This is a genomic window from Filomicrobium sp. (genome assembly GCF_025698805.1).
In the GTDB taxonomy this organism is placed as follows: Bacteria; Pseudomonadota; Alphaproteobacteria; order Rhizobiales; family Hyphomicrobiaceae; genus Filomicrobium; species Filomicrobium insigne.
Genome location: NZ_JAILWT010000004.1, coordinates 154,482 through 170,016, shown reverse-complemented (window position 1 = coordinate 170,016; position 15,535 = coordinate 154,482). Strand labels below are relative to the sequence as shown.

Annotated in this window: 14 protein-coding genes; 9 read left to right on the top strand and 5 right to left on the bottom strand. The window is 57.4% G+C overall.

The annotated features are described in order from the left end of the window. Nucleotides 1–134 precede the first annotated feature (134 nt). The 8 genes from K5845_RS11755 (at nt 135) to K5845_RS11720 (ending at nt 11,589) form a co-directional block, all read left to right on the top strand. Complete coding sequence (locus K5845_RS11755) at nt 135–941, top strand: ABC transporter permease (RefSeq protein WP_287959041.1); 807 nt, start codon at nt 135–137, stop codon at nt 939–941. Nucleotides 942–953: 12 nt separating this feature from the next. Continuing rightward, nucleotides 954–2,120, top strand: a complete 1,167-nt coding sequence (locus tag K5845_RS11750; protein ID WP_052743843.1) for an ABC transporter ATP-binding protein — start codon at nt 954–956, stop codon at nt 2,118–2,120. Nucleotides 2,121–2,316: 196 nt separating this feature from the next. After that, complete coding sequence (locus K5845_RS11745) at nt 2,317–2,541, top strand: hypothetical protein (protein ID WP_139165272.1); 225 nt, start codon at nt 2,317–2,319, stop codon at nt 2,539–2,541. Nucleotides 2,542–2,823: 282 nt separating this feature from the next. Continuing rightward, nucleotides 2,824–3,192 carry a Crp/Fnr family transcriptional regulator gene (locus K5845_RS11740; protein WP_287959040.1) on the top strand — a complete coding sequence of 123 codons (369 nt, stop codon included), beginning with the start codon at nt 2,824–2,826 and terminating at the stop codon, nt 3,190–3,192. A gap of 214 nt (nt 3,193–3,406) precedes the next feature. Then, on the top strand, nt 3,407–6,076 hold the full coding sequence (gene aceE / locus K5845_RS11735) for a pyruvate dehydrogenase (acetyl-transferring), homodimeric type (protein ID WP_046478196.1): 2,670 nt from the start codon (nt 3,407–3,409) through the stop codon (nt 6,074–6,076). Nucleotides 6,077–6,151: 75 nt separating this feature from the next. Beyond that, a complete protein-coding gene (aceF, locus tag K5845_RS11730) occupies nt 6,152–7,444 on the top strand; it encodes a dihydrolipoyllysine-residue acetyltransferase (protein WP_244466766.1) in 1,293 nt (430 codons plus the stop codon). Between the two features lie 20 nt (nt 7,445–7,464). Continuing rightward, nucleotides 7,465–9,252 (top strand): dihydrolipoyl dehydrogenase, encoded by a 1,788-nt coding sequence (gene lpdA, locus K5845_RS11725; RefSeq protein ID WP_287959039.1) that lies wholly within the window; start codon nt 7,465–7,467, stop codon nt 9,250–9,252. Nucleotides 9,253–9,297: 45 nt separating this feature from the next. After that, a complete protein-coding gene (locus K5845_RS11720) occupies nt 9,298–11,589 on the top strand; it encodes an NADP-dependent malic enzyme (RefSeq protein WP_090225910.1) in 2,292 nt (763 codons plus the stop codon). A gap of 19 nt (nt 11,590–11,608) precedes the next feature. Here the strand turns inward: K5845_RS11720 and infA are convergent, their stop codons facing one another. The 4 genes from infA to K5845_RS11700 form a co-directional block, all read right to left on the bottom strand. Then, nucleotides 11,609–11,893: a translation initiation factor IF-1 gene (gene infA / locus K5845_RS11715; protein ID WP_046478200.1), complete on the bottom strand. Its 285-nt coding sequence runs from the start codon at nt 11,891–11,893 to the stop codon at nt 11,609–11,611. Nucleotides 11,894–11,993: 100 nt separating this feature from the next. After that, the gene (locus tag K5845_RS11710) at nt 11,994–12,200 is read right to left on the bottom strand and encodes a cold-shock protein (RefSeq protein WP_046478201.1); all 207 of its coding nucleotides are present in this window, start codon (nt 12,198–12,200) and stop codon (nt 11,994–11,996) included. 319 nt (nt 12,201–12,519) lie between these two features. Then, complete coding sequence (locus tag K5845_RS11705) at nt 12,520–12,933, bottom strand: BA14K family protein (protein WP_160298699.1); 414 nt, start codon at nt 12,931–12,933, stop codon at nt 12,520–12,522. A gap of 279 nt (nt 12,934–13,212) precedes the next feature. Further along, nucleotides 13,213–13,767: a BA14K family protein gene (locus K5845_RS11700; protein WP_046500775.1), complete on the bottom strand. Its 555-nt coding sequence runs from the start codon at nt 13,765–13,767 to the stop codon at nt 13,213–13,215. Nucleotides 13,768–14,263: 496 nt separating this feature from the next. Between K5845_RS11700 and K5845_RS11695 the strand changes: the two genes are divergently transcribed. Beyond that, the gene (locus tag K5845_RS11695; RefSeq protein ID WP_287959038.1) at nt 14,264–14,836 is read left to right on the top strand and encodes a hypothetical protein; all 573 of its coding nucleotides are present in this window, start codon (nt 14,264–14,266) and stop codon (nt 14,834–14,836) included. Nucleotides 14,837–14,856: 20 nt separating this feature from the next. Here K5845_RS11695 and K5845_RS11690 read toward each other — a convergent pair whose 3' ends face one another. Beyond that, nucleotides 14,857–15,528: a gamma-glutamylcyclotransferase gene (locus K5845_RS11690; protein ID WP_342027526.1), complete on the bottom strand. Its 672-nt coding sequence runs from the start codon at nt 15,526–15,528 to the stop codon at nt 14,857–14,859. Nucleotides 15,529–15,535 lie beyond the last annotated feature (7 nt).

The following is a 15,535-nucleotide window of genomic DNA, read 5'->3' as shown; positions in this document are numbered from 1 at the left end:
AGCCGTTAACGAGAATTTCTGCATGCTGATCTTTCGCTGTGCAACGTTTCTCTTGAAGCGCTTCCAGAGAAAAGCCGGCACTTCGCTTAGCGGGCATGAGAGATGGGCACCAATAATGCCAAAGGGTGCGACCCATGACGAAGATGCACGAGCATGACCGATTGGGCAGGGTACGACGTTCCGTCGGCTTGGATCGCCTGCGCTACATCTATCATCTGACGGCATTGCGCATTCACAGCGAGATCAGAAACTACAGTCTCGGGTTTCTCTGGTGGTTTCTTGATCCGTTGATCAATACCGCGATCCTCTATGTGATCACGGCCGTAATTCTCCAAATGCGCAATGAGGATATGGCACTCAATATTCTCATCGGCCTGCTCGTTTTTCGCTTCCTGCAGTCGGCGATCACAAAGGGGGCGGGCTCCTTGCGTCCGGCATTCAAGCTCTCGGAGCGGCTCTATGTGCCCAAGTATGTTTTCGTTATCAGCGATGTTTTGGCGGAGGCGTTTAAGTTTGTTATTGGCACGACCTTTGTCATCGCTCTCCTTTGGCTTTTAGGCAGCGGGGATGTTTCGGCCCCGCAGGTTCTTATCGTAACCGCAGTCGCGTTCCTGTTTAGCCTCGCATGTGCGTCGTTGGTCTCTGTTGCCGCCGGTCTGGTCCGTGATGTCCAGGTCGCCATCCAGTACGCGTTTCGGCTGCTGTTTTTTGTTTCCGGTACTTTCTTTAGTCTCGAACAGGTTCCGACAGAGTGGCAAACCACATTTCTGCTGAACCCCTTTGCGCTGTTGATCCAGGAATACCGGGTGGCGCTGATGCTGCCGGAACAATTGAACTACGCGTTCCTCGGCTTGTTGATGGCGGTTTCACTCATTCTGCTAGCGTTCGGTCAGTGGATACTCATCCGTTATGACCGCGTGCTGCCGAAATATGTGATTTGAGGGGGCAATAACGTGAGGGGGGGAAAGCCGAAGAAAGAAGAAGTGACGTCCGGGAGACCGCGCGAACTTAGCGCAAACGATATCGCTCAAGGCCTAGCCGTACGCGTGACGCGTATGGGCGTGAAGTTACCGTTAGGACGGGGCGCGTCGCGTTTGTGGGGGCGGCGCCACTGGGCGTTGCGTGACATCAACTTCGAAGTTCAGCGCGGCGAAGCGATCGGCGTTCTCGGCAACAACGGCAGCGGGAAATCGAGTCTTCTCCGCGCCATCGCAGGCATCATTTCTCCGGACGAAGGAGAGATCGGCGTGGCGCCGGATCTGTCGGCCGCCATACTCTCACCCGGGGCTGGTTTCCAACCCCACCTGACCGGCCGGGAAAATGTTTACAATTCGTCGCTCTATCAAGGGCATCTCCCCAAGACGGTGGTTTCAAAGTTTCAGGAAATCGTGGAGTTCGCTGGCATTGGTGCGTGGGTGGACCAACCCGTTGCAACCTATTCGGCTGGGATGCGGCTTCGCCTTGGGTTCAGCCTCGCGCTTCATCTTCCGCCGGATGTTTTGATGATCGACGAGACACTCTCTGCCGGAGACACTGCGTTCCGGGCTAGAGCGAAGGAGTTGATCGAACAGCTGATATCGAGTGAACGTACCGTTCTTATTGTTTCGCACAATGCCGATACCCTGCGCGGTCTGTGTACGAAAGGGGTGGTTCTGGATCGGGGTCGTCAGATCGCTGTTTGCGATATTAGCGAAGCCATTGAAACCAGCCAATCCATCTCATTGCAACGCGAGACACCGTCGCTTGCGATTAGGGGCGGATGTTCTCAAGCTAGCAAAGTCACTCAAGAGCTATTGGCACTTCAAAAACAGTTAGGTGCACTGCAAACAAAAGCGATGATGCAGGCGCAAGCGGTTCGTGAGTCTACCGAAGGCTACGTCGCAGCGCTCGAGGAGGTCATCCAGTTTGAGAAAAAGAGGACAGAGCGAGGCCGCGACGTTGCGCCTCCGTCATCTGGAGTAGCGCATGCTACTCAGACCGATGAGAAAGTTTACAGAAAACTGCACGACACCAAGGCCCAACGGCGGGAAGCCCTCGCTGAGGAACAGCGCTTGGACATGCAGTTGGCCGATTTGCGCGAGCACTTAGCCGGCCTGCAGGGGCAACTCAAAGGGCTTTGAGCCTACTTCCAGAGTTTTCTGTCGGCCAATATAATTTTTTTTGGCCCTCAATTCATACCAAAAAGCCCGAATTACGGGCATTTCGGAGAGATAGATAAAATTCGAGCGAAACTTGCACGGCTTAGCTAGCGTGATCGCAATTTGGCACTGTTACAAAGGCAGCATAGCAGACATAAAAAAATACAGGGCACGTCAAATGAGTAACGGTTCAGTAATGCGTCTCCTGGCCAAGCGCCAGGGCGAGGTTAGCGAGTGGCTCGAGAACGAGTCGCCCTACACGATGTTCGATCAGAAACATCTCGAATCCGGCACAGCTGAGCAGGCCTACTGGCACTACGGCTATGTTTCGGCGATCAACGATGTCATGCGCCTTCTCGGCGAGACATCCACGTCCGAAGGAAATTCACGCAGCTCCCACTGAGCGTTGCGTGCTGCGTTGTTGGGGCGGTCAGAAGATGATTCTGATCAGTCAGCGCAGCACGCTCGCCAGATGGGTCGATGAGGGTAGCCGCATCTGCGACTACGGTTGCGCAGGCTGGGATAAGTGGCCGGCGCGAACGATTTTTTAGCATGCCTGTAAACTGCCGCACGTTCCGCTCTCCAGACGTGCGGCCTTTTTTGCTGGCCGCGTTATCGGGTCAGCACTAAAGTTCACGATCGGCTGGTCTTGCATTCATCGCCAGCCATGTCGGACAATACCGCCATGCATTTCGATTTTGATCATATGGAGCGGCTCGGAGCCCGTTCCCACTCGTTCGACGCCGGTGAGAAAATCTTCCTACAGAATGAGCACGGCAACGTCTTATACGTTGTGCGCACCGGCCGGGTCGAAGTCATCACGTTTGGCAAAGTTCTCGAAAAAGTTGGCGCAAACGGCATCGTCGGCGAGATCGCGTTTGTCGATGGTGGACCGCGCAGCGCCGCGGCGCTGGCGTCTGAGAAAACCGACGTCATGGTTCTCGACAAGGATGCCTTTTTCGCGATCATCCGCGAAGATCCGGATTTCGCGTTTCATGTCATGCGCGTGATGGCTGAGAGATTGCGCCGCCTTAACTTGGTTGGGCATCACTGATGTCTACACAACACCGCGCCACGTGCCGTAACGCGACCTGCACAGCAGGGTTGCGCGAGAAGATATGTTTCCGGCTCACCGCCTCTGTATATAAGGCCAGCACAAGCCTATAGTATGATCACATCACGAGCCGCCGTTCGTTAGATGTCGGAGGGCCCCTGCAGCCGCAATGTGCTGGCGCGCGTTCGTGCCGATTGCCGTTTGGAGAATTTGAATGTCGAACGAGTACGAAACGGACCCCGCCGAAACCCGCGAATGGGTGGACGCGATCAATTCAGTGATTGCCTTTGAGGGGTCCGGTCGCGCCGACGATATTCTTGAGCACGTCGTCGCTACAGCGCGCCGCTCAGGTGCCAAGCTGCCCTTCGCCGCCAACACGGCATATATCAACACGATCCCGGTCGGTGAGCAGCCCGAGTATCCTGGTGTTTATACGCTCGAGCACCGCCTCCGTGCCGCAATCCGCTGGAACGCTGCCGCGATCGTCCTAAAAGCCAACAAGGAATCTAGCGAACTCGGCGGCCACATTGCGAGCTTCCAGTCCGCGGCGACGCTCTACGACACCGGATTCATGCACTTCTGGCACGCTCCCAGCGAAATGCACGGGGGCGATCTAATTATGGTGCAGGGGCACTCATCGCCTGGCATCTATGCCCGCGCCTTTATTGAGGGGCGTCTCACGGAAGAGCAGCTCCTGAATTTCCGTCAGGAGACGGATGGCAAGGGCCTGTCGTCCTATCCACATCCTTGGTTGATGCCTGATTTCTGGCAGTTCCCGACGGTCTCGATGGGATTGGGGCCGCTGATGGCAATTTATCAGGCGCGCTTTCTGAAATACCTGCATTGCCGCGGCTTGGCCGATACCGAGAACCGTAAGGTTTGGGTGTTCTGCGGCGATGGCGAGATGGACGAGCCCGAGAGTCTTGGAGCCATCACGCTAGCGGGCCGTGAAAAGCTCGACAACCTCATTTTTGTCGTCAACTGCAACCTGCAGCGGCTCGATGGGCCGGTCCGGGGCAACGGTAAGATCATTCAGGAGTTGGAGGCGGATTTCCGTGGCTCCGGCTGGAATGTGATCAAATGCATTTGGGGCTCTCAGTGGGATGAGCTTCTGGCTGTCGATCACACAGGGCGTCTGCGCCAGCTCATGGAAGAATGTGTCGACGGCGAGTACCAGGACTTCAAGTCGAAGAACGGCGCTTACATCCGTGAGAAATTCTTTGGCCGGTATCCTGAAACCGCGGCGATGGTTGCGGATTGGTCCGATGCCAAGATCTGGAAGCTGACGCGCGGTGGCCACGACTCGCGCAAGGTCTACGCCGCTTACAAGGCCGCTGTCAGCAGCAAGGGGATGCCGACGGTGATCCTCGCCAAAACCGTCAAGGGTTATGGCATGGGGTCTGCTGGCGAAGGGCAGATGATTACTCACCAGCAGAAGAAGATGGGCCGCGCGGACCTGATGCAGTTCCGTGACCGCTTTGAGGTCCCGGTCAGCGATGATGAAATCGATGAGATCCCGTTCGTACGGTTTGCCGAAGATTCCGAAGAGATGCGCTACATGCGCGAGCGGCGCGAAGCACTGGGCGGCTATCTGCCCGTGCGCCGCCCAAAATCTGATGTTGAGCTTCAGGTGCCACCATTGTCGGCCTTTGAAACACAACTCAAGGGCTCGGGCGAAGGCCGGCAGGTCTCTACGACAATGGCGTTCGTACGCATCCTGAATACGCTGTTGCGCGACAAATCCCTAGGCAAGCGGGTCGTACCGATCGTGCCCGATGAAAGCCGCACCTTCGGCATGGAGGGCATGTTCCGTCAGTTCGGCATTTTCTCCCAGGCCGGGCAGCTCTATAGCCCGCAGGATGCCGACCAGCTTATGTACTACAAGGAAGACAAGACCGGTCAGATGCTCCAGGAGGGCATCAACGAACCCGGAGCCATGTCGAGCTGGATCGCGGCGGCGACGAGCTATTCGACGTCCAATTGCCCGATGATCCCATTTTACATTTACTACTCCATGTTCGGCTTCCAGAGGGTCGGTGACCTTGCCTGGGCAGCGGGCGACATGCGCGCGCGTGGTTTCTTGATTGGCGGCACATCGGGGCGGACGACGCTCAACGGTGAAGGCCTCCAACACCAGGATGGCCACAGCCACATTCTCTCGTCCACGATCCCCAACTGCGTCTCCTACGACCCAACGTACGCTTACGAACTCGCCGTTATCATCCAGAACGGCCTAAAGCGCATGATCGGTGACCAGGAAGACGTGTTCCATTACATCACCGTTCTCAACGAGAACTACGAACACCCCGCGATGCCGGAAGGCGCTGAAGAGGGGATCATTAAGGGCATCTACTTGCTCAAGGCCGCTGATCCAGAGGCCAAGGGCTTTAAGGTGCAGCTGATGGGCTGCGGGGCGATCCTCCGTGAAGTCATCGCAGGCGCCGAACTCCTTGAGAAGGACTTCGGTATTTCGGCTGATATCTGGTCTGTAACAAGCTTCACCGAACTCGGCCGCGAAGCCAGAGCCATCGAACGTTGGAACATGCTTCATCCCTTGGAGCCTGCGCGCGTGCCGTTCGTCACTGAAACACTCGCCGGACGCGGTGAAGGCCCCTTCATCGCAGCGACCGACTACACCAAGGCATTCGCGGACCAGATCGGAGACTTTGTGCCAGGCGCCTATCGCGTGCTGGGGACCGATGGTTTCGGGCGTTCGGATTTCCGGCGCAAGCTTCGCCGTCACTTCGAGGTGGACCGCCACTTCGTCGCTGTCTCGGCGTTGAAAGCGCTGGCGGACGAAAACAAGGTGCCCTCTACCAAGGTCGCCGAGGCGATCAAGAAGTACGGCATTGATCCCGAAAAGCCCGATCCCGCCACCGTTTAGTTCCGATCCGTTTCCATCATCGGCCCTTTCGGCCGAACCTCACACAATCGCCCGTCAATGAAAGGCCAGCAGCCAGTGTCCCTGATTGATGTAAAGGTCCCAGACATTGGTGACTTCCAAGACATTCCAGTGATCGAAGTTTTGGTGAAACCAGGTGACGAGGTTTCGCCGGAAGACCCGCTCGTAACGCTGGAAAGCGACAAGGCGACGATGGAAGTCCCCTCTCCCGCAGCAGGCAAAGTCGTCGAAGTTCTTGTAAACATCGGCGACAAGGTCAGCGAAGGCAGCGCCATTATCAAGCTGGAGTCGGCAGCTGATGTCGCAAGTGCGGGCGGCAAGGCACCCAAGCAGAGCGCTGCCCCCCCTCCACCTGCGCCTGAGGTGGTCACACCGCCCGCTTCGCAGAAAACTGAACCGTCCACACCGCCCCCATCCGGCGGCGCCTCTTCGAGCGGACTGCCACCACCGATGGACTTCGGCGGAGTTCATGCAAGCCCGTCGGTCCGTCGGCTGGCTCGTGAGCTTGGTGTCGACCTGACCCAACTGAAGGGCACAGGCGAAAAAGGCCGGGTAACGAAGGACGACGTCAAACGGGCGCTGGCGGGTGCACCGGATGCGGGTATGTCCGGCCGCGGTATTCCCGATATTCCGGCTCAGGATTTCTCCAAATACGGAGAGATCGAAACCATCCCCCTGACACGCCTGCGGAAGCTTTCCGGACCCGCACTGCATCGCGCTTGGCTCAACATTCCGCACGTCACGCATACAGATGAAGCGGACATCACTGATCTCGAAAACTACCGTAAGACGATTGACGCGGCTGCCAAGGAGAAAGGCTACCGCGTTACCTTGCTCGCCTTCCTCATGAAGGCGGCGGTCGTCGCGCTTAAGGCGTATCCGACGTTCAATGCGTCTCTGAGCCCGACCAAAGACTCCTTGATCCTTAAGAAATACTACCACTTGGGCATCGCGGTCGATACGCCGGACGGCCTCGTTGTGCCTGTGATCAAGGACGTTGATCGCAAAGGCATCATGGAGTTGTCGCAGGAGCTGAGCGAAGTCTCCGCCCGCATGCGCGACGGCAAGATAACGCCTGCGGACATCCAGGGCGCAACGTTCTCGATTTCGAGTTTAGGCGGTATCGGCGGCACGAATTTCACGCCGATCGTCAACGCACCGGAAGTGGCAATCCTCGGTGTTGTTCGCGCGGCGATGAAGCCCGTTTGGGATGGGGCCGAATTTAAGCCGCGCCTGATGTTGCCGCTCTGCGTGTCCTACGACCATCGCGTTATCGACGGGGCCTTGGCCGCGCGCTTCACCAGAAAATTTGCGGACGTACTTGCCGATGTCCGTCAGCTCGTTCTCTGACGAACATCCCGGAGACCACAATGGCTAAAGAGACCGTCAAAGAAGTTCGTATTCCCGATATCGGCGACTTTAGCGATGTTCCCGTTATCGAAATCCTGGTGAAGCCCGGCGACACGGTTCAGCCGGAAGATCCGCTCATCGTCCTGGAAAGCGACAAGGCGACGATGGATATCCCGGCTCCAGAAGCCGGCACCGTTGCCGAGGTCAAGGTGGCCGTCGGCGACAAGGTGAGCAAAGGCTCAGTAATCCTGACGCTGAATGCGTCCGGAGAAGCAGCCGAAGCAAAGCCGGCAAAGGAAGCAGGTACTCCCGAAAAAGCATCGACCGCTGCGAGCCCTGAAGCCACAACTCCGGCACCAGCCGCTGCAACATCTGAATATGCGGGCAAAGCCGACGTCACCTGCCAAATGGTTGTGCTCGGTTCTGGACCAGGGGGGTACTCGGCGGCTTTCCGCGCAGCCGATCTTGGGATGGAAACGGTTCTGATTGAACGCTGGCCGGTTCTGGGGGGCGTTTGCCTCAACGTCGGGTGCATTCCCTCCAAGGCGCTGCTACACACGACCGCCGTGATGGAGGAGGCCCAAGCCCTCAGTGCACACGGGATCAAATTCGCCGCGCCCAAGATCGACCTACAGGTTCTGCGGGAACACAAAGATAAGATCGTCTCTAAACTGACGACCGGCCTCGGCGGCATGGCTAAGGCACGTAAAGTCACGGTTGTGACGGGAAGTGGTCGCTTCCTTGATCCGTATCACATTGAAGTCGCTTTGAGTGATGGATCGGGCACCAAGATCGTAAAGTTTGAAAAGGCGATCATCGCGGCGGGTTCGGAAGCGGTAAAGCTGCCCTTCCTCCCCGAGGATCCGCGTATCGTCGATTCCACCGGCGCTCTTGAACTCCGCAAGATCCCCAAAAAGATGCTGGTGATCGGCGGTGGCATTATTGGCCTTGAGATGGCGACGGTCTATTCCGCGCTGGGCGCGCGCCTGGAATGCGTTGAGATGCTCGACGGGCTGATGCTTGGCGCTGACCGCGATCTGGTCAAGGTGTGGGAAAAGAAGAACGCCCATCGGTTCGATGCCATTATGCTTGAGACAAAAACGGTGTCTGCCGCCGCCAAGAAGGACGGAATCCACGTCACCTTTGAAGGCAAGAACGCGCCAAAGGATCCGCAGGTCTATGACATGGTGCTTGTCGCCGTGGGCCGCAGTCCGAACGGAAAACGCATCGATGCCGACAAGGCTGGCGTCTCTGTCGATGAGCGCGGCTTTATCGCGGCCAACAAGCAGATGCAGACTAATGTCGCGCATATATATGCCATTGGCGATATTGCCGGGGGACCGATGCTGGCCCATAAGGCTGTCCACGAAGGCCACGTGGCCGCCGAGTCAGCAGCAGGCAAGCCGAGTTATTTCGATGCGCGTCAGATACCCGCCGTCGCCTACACCGATCCAGAAATCGCCTGGGCGGGGCTCACGGAGGCCGAAGCAAAGCAGAAGGGGATCAAGTTTACCAAGGCGGTATTCCCCTGGGCAGCTTCGGGCCGCGCCATCGCGAACGGACGCGATGAAGGTTTTACAAAGCTGATGTTCGATGTAGATGACCACCGGATTATTGGTGGAGGCATCGTTGGCACCCATGCCGGTGATCTGATTAGCGAGGTCGCTTTGGCAGTTGAAATGGGCGCTGATGCTGTCGACATCGCAAAAACGATTCATCCTCACCCGACGCTTTCCGAGTCCATTGGTATGGCTGCGGAGGTCTTCGAGGGGACTTGTACCGATCTACCTCCGGCGCGAAAGCGCTGAACCGGCGGCTAATCACCGACCGGTAGCCCACCTAAAGGGAGCCACATGGACGAGAAGCTTGCCGCCGCGGCGCTTGATTATCACCGCCGTCCGAAGCCGGGAAAGATCTCGATACAACCGACCAAAGATCTGACGAACCAGCTGGATCTGTCGCTCGCGTATTCGCCCGGCGTTGCCTACGTCTGTCTTGCAATCAAGGATGAGCCCGCCGAAGCCGCGACCCTGACAGCGCGGTCAAATCTGGTTGGCGTTATCACCAACGGGACGGCCGTGCTCGGCCTCGGGAACATCGGGCCGCTGGCCGGCAAGCCCGTGATGGAAGGCAAAGGCTGCCTGTTCAAGAAATTCGCCGGTATCGATGTGTTCGACATTGAGGTCGCCGAGAACGATGCCGACCGTCTGGTCGAGATCATCGCGTCGATGGAACCCACCTTCGGTGGCATCAACCTCGAAGACATCAAGGCCCCGGAGTGTTTCATCGTTGAGCGCAAGCTCCGAGAACGTATGAACATTCCTGTCTTCCACGACGACCAGCATGGTACGGCCATCATCGTTGCGGCTGCCGTCACGAACGCATTGAAACTAGTCGGCAAGAAGATTGAGGACGTCAAGCTGGCGGGCTCAGGCGCTGGCGCCGCAGCCCTCGCATGTCTGGACTTGCTCGTCAATCTTGGTCTCAAGCGTGAAAATATCACGATCTCCGACATCAAGGGCGTTGTCTACAAAGGCCGCACCGAACTGATGGACGAGTACAAGGAGCGGTTCGCGCAGGAAACCGAAGCCCGAACTCTGGCCGAGATACTGCCCGGAGCTGACATCTTCCTAGGTCTGTCTGCAGGGGGAGTCCTGAAGCCGGAAATGTTGACGGAGATGGCGGACAAGCCAATCATCATGGCCCTGGCCAACCCCGAACCGGAAATACGCCCGGAACTCGCAAAGGCGGTACGCCCCGATGTCCTGATCTGCACTGGCCGGTCAGACTATCCCAATCAGGTCAATAATGTTCTTTGCTTTCCGTTTATCTTCCGCGGCGCTCTTGATGTCGGCGCAACCGGAATCACCGAGGAAATGAAGGTGGCCGCCGTCAAAGCCATCGCGGAACTGGCACAAGCGGAAACCTCAGACATTGTCGCCAGCGCCTACGGGGCGGAGCCGCAGTCGTTTGGGCCGGAATACCTCATTCCGACGCCATTCGACCCGCGGCTTATCGAACGTATTGCCCCCGCCGTCGCCAAAGCAGCGATGGATTCGGGCGTTGCCGCACGACCGCTCGTAGACCTCGAAGCCTATCGCTTCAGCTTATCGCGCTTTGTCTATCGGTCCGGCCCGAGCATGAAGCCGGTTCTGGATGCGGCCAAGCGTGAAAAGAAGCGCCTGATTTTCGCAGAGGGCGACGATGAACGCGTTCTGCGGGCAGCTCAGACGGTCGTCGACGAGGACATGGGGTATCCCGTTTTCGTCGGTGCCCAGGAGGAAATCAACAAACACATTAGGTCGTTGGGCCTTAGGCTCGCCGCCGGCAAGGATTGCGAGATTATCGATCCCTCTTCCGATCCGCGCCAAGCCGAGATTGAAAGTGCGTATTGCGAGTTGATGCACGGGCAAGGCCAGAGCGAGGCGTCTGCGCGTCAGACAATCCGTGCGAACCCGACCCTGATTGCCGCGATGTACCTGCGCCGCGATTTTGCCGATGCGATGTTGTGCGGCGTGCGCGGAACCTACGATGAGCATATCTCGTGTATTCGCGAAGTAATCGGCACGAGACAAGGTGTGAACACGCTTGCTGCGCTCAACATGCTGATGCTGACGGATCGGCAGCTCTTTGTCTGCGATACCTACGTCAATCGCCAGCCGACAACCGAGCAAATCGTAGAAATGACGTTGTTGGCCGCCGAGGAACTGAAAGACTTCGGATTGACGCCGAGCGTGGCGTTGCTTTCACATTCAAGCTTCGGCAGTTCGGATACGCCGGAAGCTCGCGTAATGCGCGAAGCCGTTGCCATTCTCGATCGCAGAGCGCCGGAACTCGAAGTTGATGGCGAGATGCGCGCTGATGCGGCGTTGTCTATGGCGTTGCTGGGGCAGGTGTCACCAGACTCCCGGCTCAAGCACGATGCCAATCTATTGGTTATGCCGAATGTCGATGCCGCCAATATTGCCTACAACCTGATCAAGATGACAGCAGGCAACGGGGTGACAGTGGGACCTATTCTACTCGGGACAGCCAAGCCGGCGCACGTGTTGGAGTCCACGGCAACAGTAAGACGTGTCGTAAACATGGCCGCCTTGGCCGCTGTGGAAGCGGCCAAGGCGGCCACGAAGAAAGCTTCGCAATGATGTAAAGCTCTTGCGACTACTAGCGGCGGCGTTGTCCACCACCTGGCGGGCCGCCGGCTCCCGCAGACGGCGGAGCCGATCTCGCATCCTTATGTCGGAAGTTGATCCGTCCCTTGGTGAGATCGTAGGGTGTCATCTCGATCGTGACGCGGTCACCAGCCAGGATGCGAATTCGATTTTTCTTCATGCGTCCGGACGTATAGGCGACAACTTCGTGCCCATTGTCTAATATCACCCGACAGCGGGCATCGGGAAGAACTTCGTCCACGACGCCTTCGAATTCGAGCATCTCTTCTTTGGCCATCAAGTCTCCTAATTCTCAATATTTGCGTACAACCGATAATGGGGAGAGCAGTTGCTGCCCTCCCCGCTTAGTTGGCCTGACCTGAGACGGTCTAGACGAATTATTCGGCGCGCAAATTGACAGCTGCGTATTTGCCGTTACGGCCCTTTTCGAGCTCGTAGGCGACCTTCTGACCTTCGTTCAGAGTCGCCATACCGGCACGTTCCACCGCCGAAATATGAACGAAAACGTCGTTTCCGCCATCGTCCGGCTGAATGAAGCCGTAGCCTTTTTGCGTGTTGAACCACTTAACGGTTCCATTCGCCATGACTGCCTCCAAAAGCGTATGGCATTTCCCAGAAGCGGGATTGCTCCCGGGGATCAAATCGCGCGATGGAGACGTCTAGTGCAGGCCGTGTAGTGCCGTGTAGTAGAGTGTACCAAGGCGTATTCGATGGCGCGTATATGGCCCGAAATACAGCGAAGCGCAAGAGTTTTGCAGCATCCAGAGCCATAGTTCGGCCTCAAGTTATAGCGTGCCAAAGTAATTGTGCTGCAGTGCAAATTCGAAAATAATCATAGAAAGGCCGGACCTTAGAGCCCGGCCTTTCGACTCAGATTACAATTGGTAAATCGAAGGTGAACGATCAGCGTAGATACGGACAAACTCGAGTTTCACCACCATAGGTCGTATATGTGCCCGTTCGGCGATCAAAAGAACGAAAACGGTCTTCGCATCGCTCAACGGCCGAAGAACTGGCGCGGCCTTCGCGAATAGCTCCCGCGATCAGCGCTCCAGCAATAACACCTCCGATAATAGCTGCCCCGCGATTACGGTGCCGGTGTCGCCAGCCGTGCCGGTGTCCCCCTCGATGGTGCCGCCATCCGCGCCCCCGATGCCGCACCTGGACGACGCCGGAATTGCTATCGTTGGCGACGGCGTGGTTGAGCTGCTGAAGACCGGAGCTTACGGGGACCGCAGTCGCCGGCGAACTTATGCCTGCACCTGCGAGCCCGAGAGCAACTATACTAGCCATCAGTGACTTATACTTGAGTGTCATGTCATCTCCTTCGTAATTTGTGTCGTCGCACGCTGGCGTTCGACACATGCGACAGACTTTGACGCTGCTGCCGCTTCAAGGAGGCAACGAAAGAGGGAAGCTTCTGTTCCATGATGAATGGTATACGGAGCTAGCTCGCATCATTGTGAGGTCGGCGTACCGATGCTGCGAGACGGCAGATGTACTTGCCGCAGCGCCGTGTCTTGAAGAAAGAATTCGGGCCCGCGTCGGGCCGGGTTCCGGACGAGACGCGGGCCAGTCTACAAGCCGTTGAATAAATCAGCGCAGATACGGACATACGCGCTTTTCGCCGCTGTATGTCGTGTACTTTCCAGTCCGACGATTGAAAGAGCGGAACCGTTCTTCACAACGCGCGACGGCAGATGATGCACTCACGACATTCGGAGCATAGCCATAGTCGTCATAGTCATCGTAGTAATCGTCATAATAACCGTAGCCGCCTCCATACACTATGGGACCGCCATACCAATAGGGACCGCGCCAACCGTGGCCGCCATGCCTGTGGTGACCGCCACCGCCGTGCCACATGCCTCCATGCGGAACATTCGGGCCGCCAATGTGGCCGCCATGTCCGCCGCCACCCATGTGGCCGCCGCCTCCGTGACCTCCTCCACCGTGGCCCCCGCCACCACCGCCGTGACCTCCACCGCCACTGCGGACTTGGATCACGTTAAAACTGTTGGCGCCCCCGCCAGGGGTACTTAGGTTCGTTAGTCCGCCAGCAGGAGCTGCCAGAGCTTGCGCGCTCACCCCTGCGCCAAGAATACCCAAGGCAAAAACGCTGGCGATCAGCGATTTTGGTTTGAACGACATAATCTACTCCTTCGTTCTGATCCGCATTCGCGGGCGCAAATTGCAGCGGGGCGAATGCGGAGAATGGAGGGATAACTAATCTTCTAGATACGACGTTCCAGGTTTTGACTTGGGGGAGATTGTCCTCCCGAGAACCAAATTAGAAGATCTAACTACATAATTTGACTTATGTATTTCCGAGTGAGGTCTCCCTGGTGACACGGTTCGTTTTGCGATCAAACTCGTGTGACTTTTCTTTGAGCTTTTCGTCACGGGGGCGCCGGCATGCAGACGCTCAGTTGAGCGAGATAAAGGTTGAATGTTTTTAGAGTTTCTACCGCTTGAGCATTATTGATTGTAGCCGCGAGGTTCCTTCCCCCCCCTGCTGCCCGAATATTCAGCACAGTACTGCCAATCAAGCAGGCACAACCTCCACGCTTTTATGAAAAAACATTCAAAATTAAGCCCTTAACAATTGGCATATGTTTTGCCACGAAATCGCCGACGAGGGCGTGTTATGGCGAGGGACGATATGTTCAATTGGCTGTTGCGAAAAAAGAAAAGCCAACCGGCTAAGGCTCAGCCTAAGCCCACTGAAACTGTAGCTAAGCCCAAACTTACGCCTGCGGAATCCGCTCCAATGGCACCGGCAGCGGTGCTGGCGACTGAGCCGGTGGTACCTGAGAAGCCAGCCGAGGTGAGGCCAGAACCCGCCGTTGCCGAGGCTCCGGCTCCGGCCGTCGCTGAGACGCCCTCACCGACACCATCGGAAGCTGAGCCATCTGTCGCCCCTCAGGCTCGGCCAGCATGCGCAGGCATCAGTAGAACAAAGCGTTTGCTCGTACTTGATCGTTCGCCTGTTGAAATCATGCCATCTGCCGGAGCTACTGTCGTCGAACATGCCGGGAGGCGCAAACGCAGTGGCGTATTGGTTGGAGTTCGCGCCGATGGCAGACGCCTACTGGCGAAAGTCGGACCAGCGGGTGGCATTCGCGCTTACACCTTGAGATACGACGGGGCCTACCGCCTGGAGGGGGTGGTCGATGCCCGCGCGCCGGAACTTACGCTGGCGCGCGGGCATGATCAGTAAAATCGCTTTGCGCGAGCAAACTAATCTTGGCGGATCTTTTGGCGGTAGATAAAGCGGCGGCGCTCCGACAGGCGTAGGGGCTGGCGTACGCGGAACTGATTGCGGACCGCCCGGCTGAGGCTTGTCACGTGTGGGCATTGAGCGCCATTGATTGTCTGGCGCGATGCGACGAGCGGCCCGATTAAGGCGAGCAGGCGCTCCAATTGGCGCTCGCGAATGCCTAGGTCGCTCAAATGCGACATGGTGTTGAGCACATAAGTGATGTTGTCACCTGATGTCCCACACGCGCCTCGGATCAGTCGAGCCTGGATCTGGAGCGGCAACCGTGATGCGTAGCTGGGATGTGCGCGTTCGACGACGTAAGTAAGCGCGTGCACGTGCTGACGTTGTGTGTTGAGCAGAGTAATTGGCAACCGCACCTCGCGGTAGACGCCGCTGACCTGTTCGCGCTCACGTAGATAGGCGAGTGTCGCCGGGACATCTTCTTCAGCGATTTGGAAGGCCATGCCTTCGCAGGCCCCACCGCGATCAAGCCCGAGCACGAGCCCGGGCCGTGTCTCGCAGCCACGATGGTGCATGGAGAAAACACAGAACGACCGGCTAAATCCGACAAGGCGAGCGTGTTCGGCTCGTTGGAACCGGAACCCCGGCCGCCACATCAACGATCCGTAACCGAACACCCAAAGACTCAAATCTCTC

What these genes read in the sequence shown, in the direction of transcription:
- K5845_RS11755 (WP_287959041.1), top strand. Translation starts at nt 135, where the DNA reads ATGACGAAGATGCACGAGCATGACCGATTGGGCAGGGTACGACGTTCC.
- K5845_RS11745 (WP_139165272.1), top strand. Translation starts at nt 2,317, where the DNA reads ATGAGTAACGGTTCAGTAATGCGTCTCCTGGCCAAGCGCCAGGGCGAG.
- K5845_RS11740 (WP_287959040.1), top strand. Translation starts at nt 2,824, where the DNA reads ATGCATTTCGATTTTGATCATATGGAGCGGCTCGGAGCCCGTTCCCAC.
- aceE (WP_046478196.1), top strand. Translation starts at nt 3,407, where the DNA reads ATGTCGAACGAGTACGAAACGGACCCCGCCGAAACCCGCGAATGGGTG.
- lpdA (WP_287959039.1), top strand. Translation starts at nt 7,465, where the DNA reads ATGGCTAAAGAGACCGTCAAAGAAGTTCGTATTCCCGATATCGGCGAC.
- K5845_RS11720 (WP_090225910.1), top strand. Translation starts at nt 9,298, where the DNA reads ATGGACGAGAAGCTTGCCGCCGCGGCGCTTGATTATCACCGCCGTCCG.
- infA (WP_046478200.1), bottom strand. Translation starts at nt 11,893, where the DNA reads ATGGCCAAAGAAGAGATGCTCGAATTCGAAGGCGTCGTGGACGAAGTT.
- K5845_RS11710 (WP_046478201.1), bottom strand. Translation starts at nt 12,200, where the DNA reads ATGGCGAATGGAACCGTTAAGTGGTTCAACACGCAAAAAGGCTACGGC.
- K5845_RS11705 (WP_160298699.1), bottom strand. Translation starts at nt 12,933, where the DNA reads ATGACACTCAAGTATAAGTCACTGATGGCTAGTATAGTTGCTCTCGGG.
- K5845_RS11700 (WP_046500775.1), bottom strand. Translation starts at nt 13,767, where the DNA reads ATGTCGTTCAAACCAAAATCGCTGATCGCCAGCGTTTTTGCCTTGGGT.
- K5845_RS11695 (WP_287959038.1), top strand. Translation starts at nt 14,264, where the DNA reads ATGGCGAGGGACGATATGTTCAATTGGCTGTTGCGAAAAAAGAAAAGC.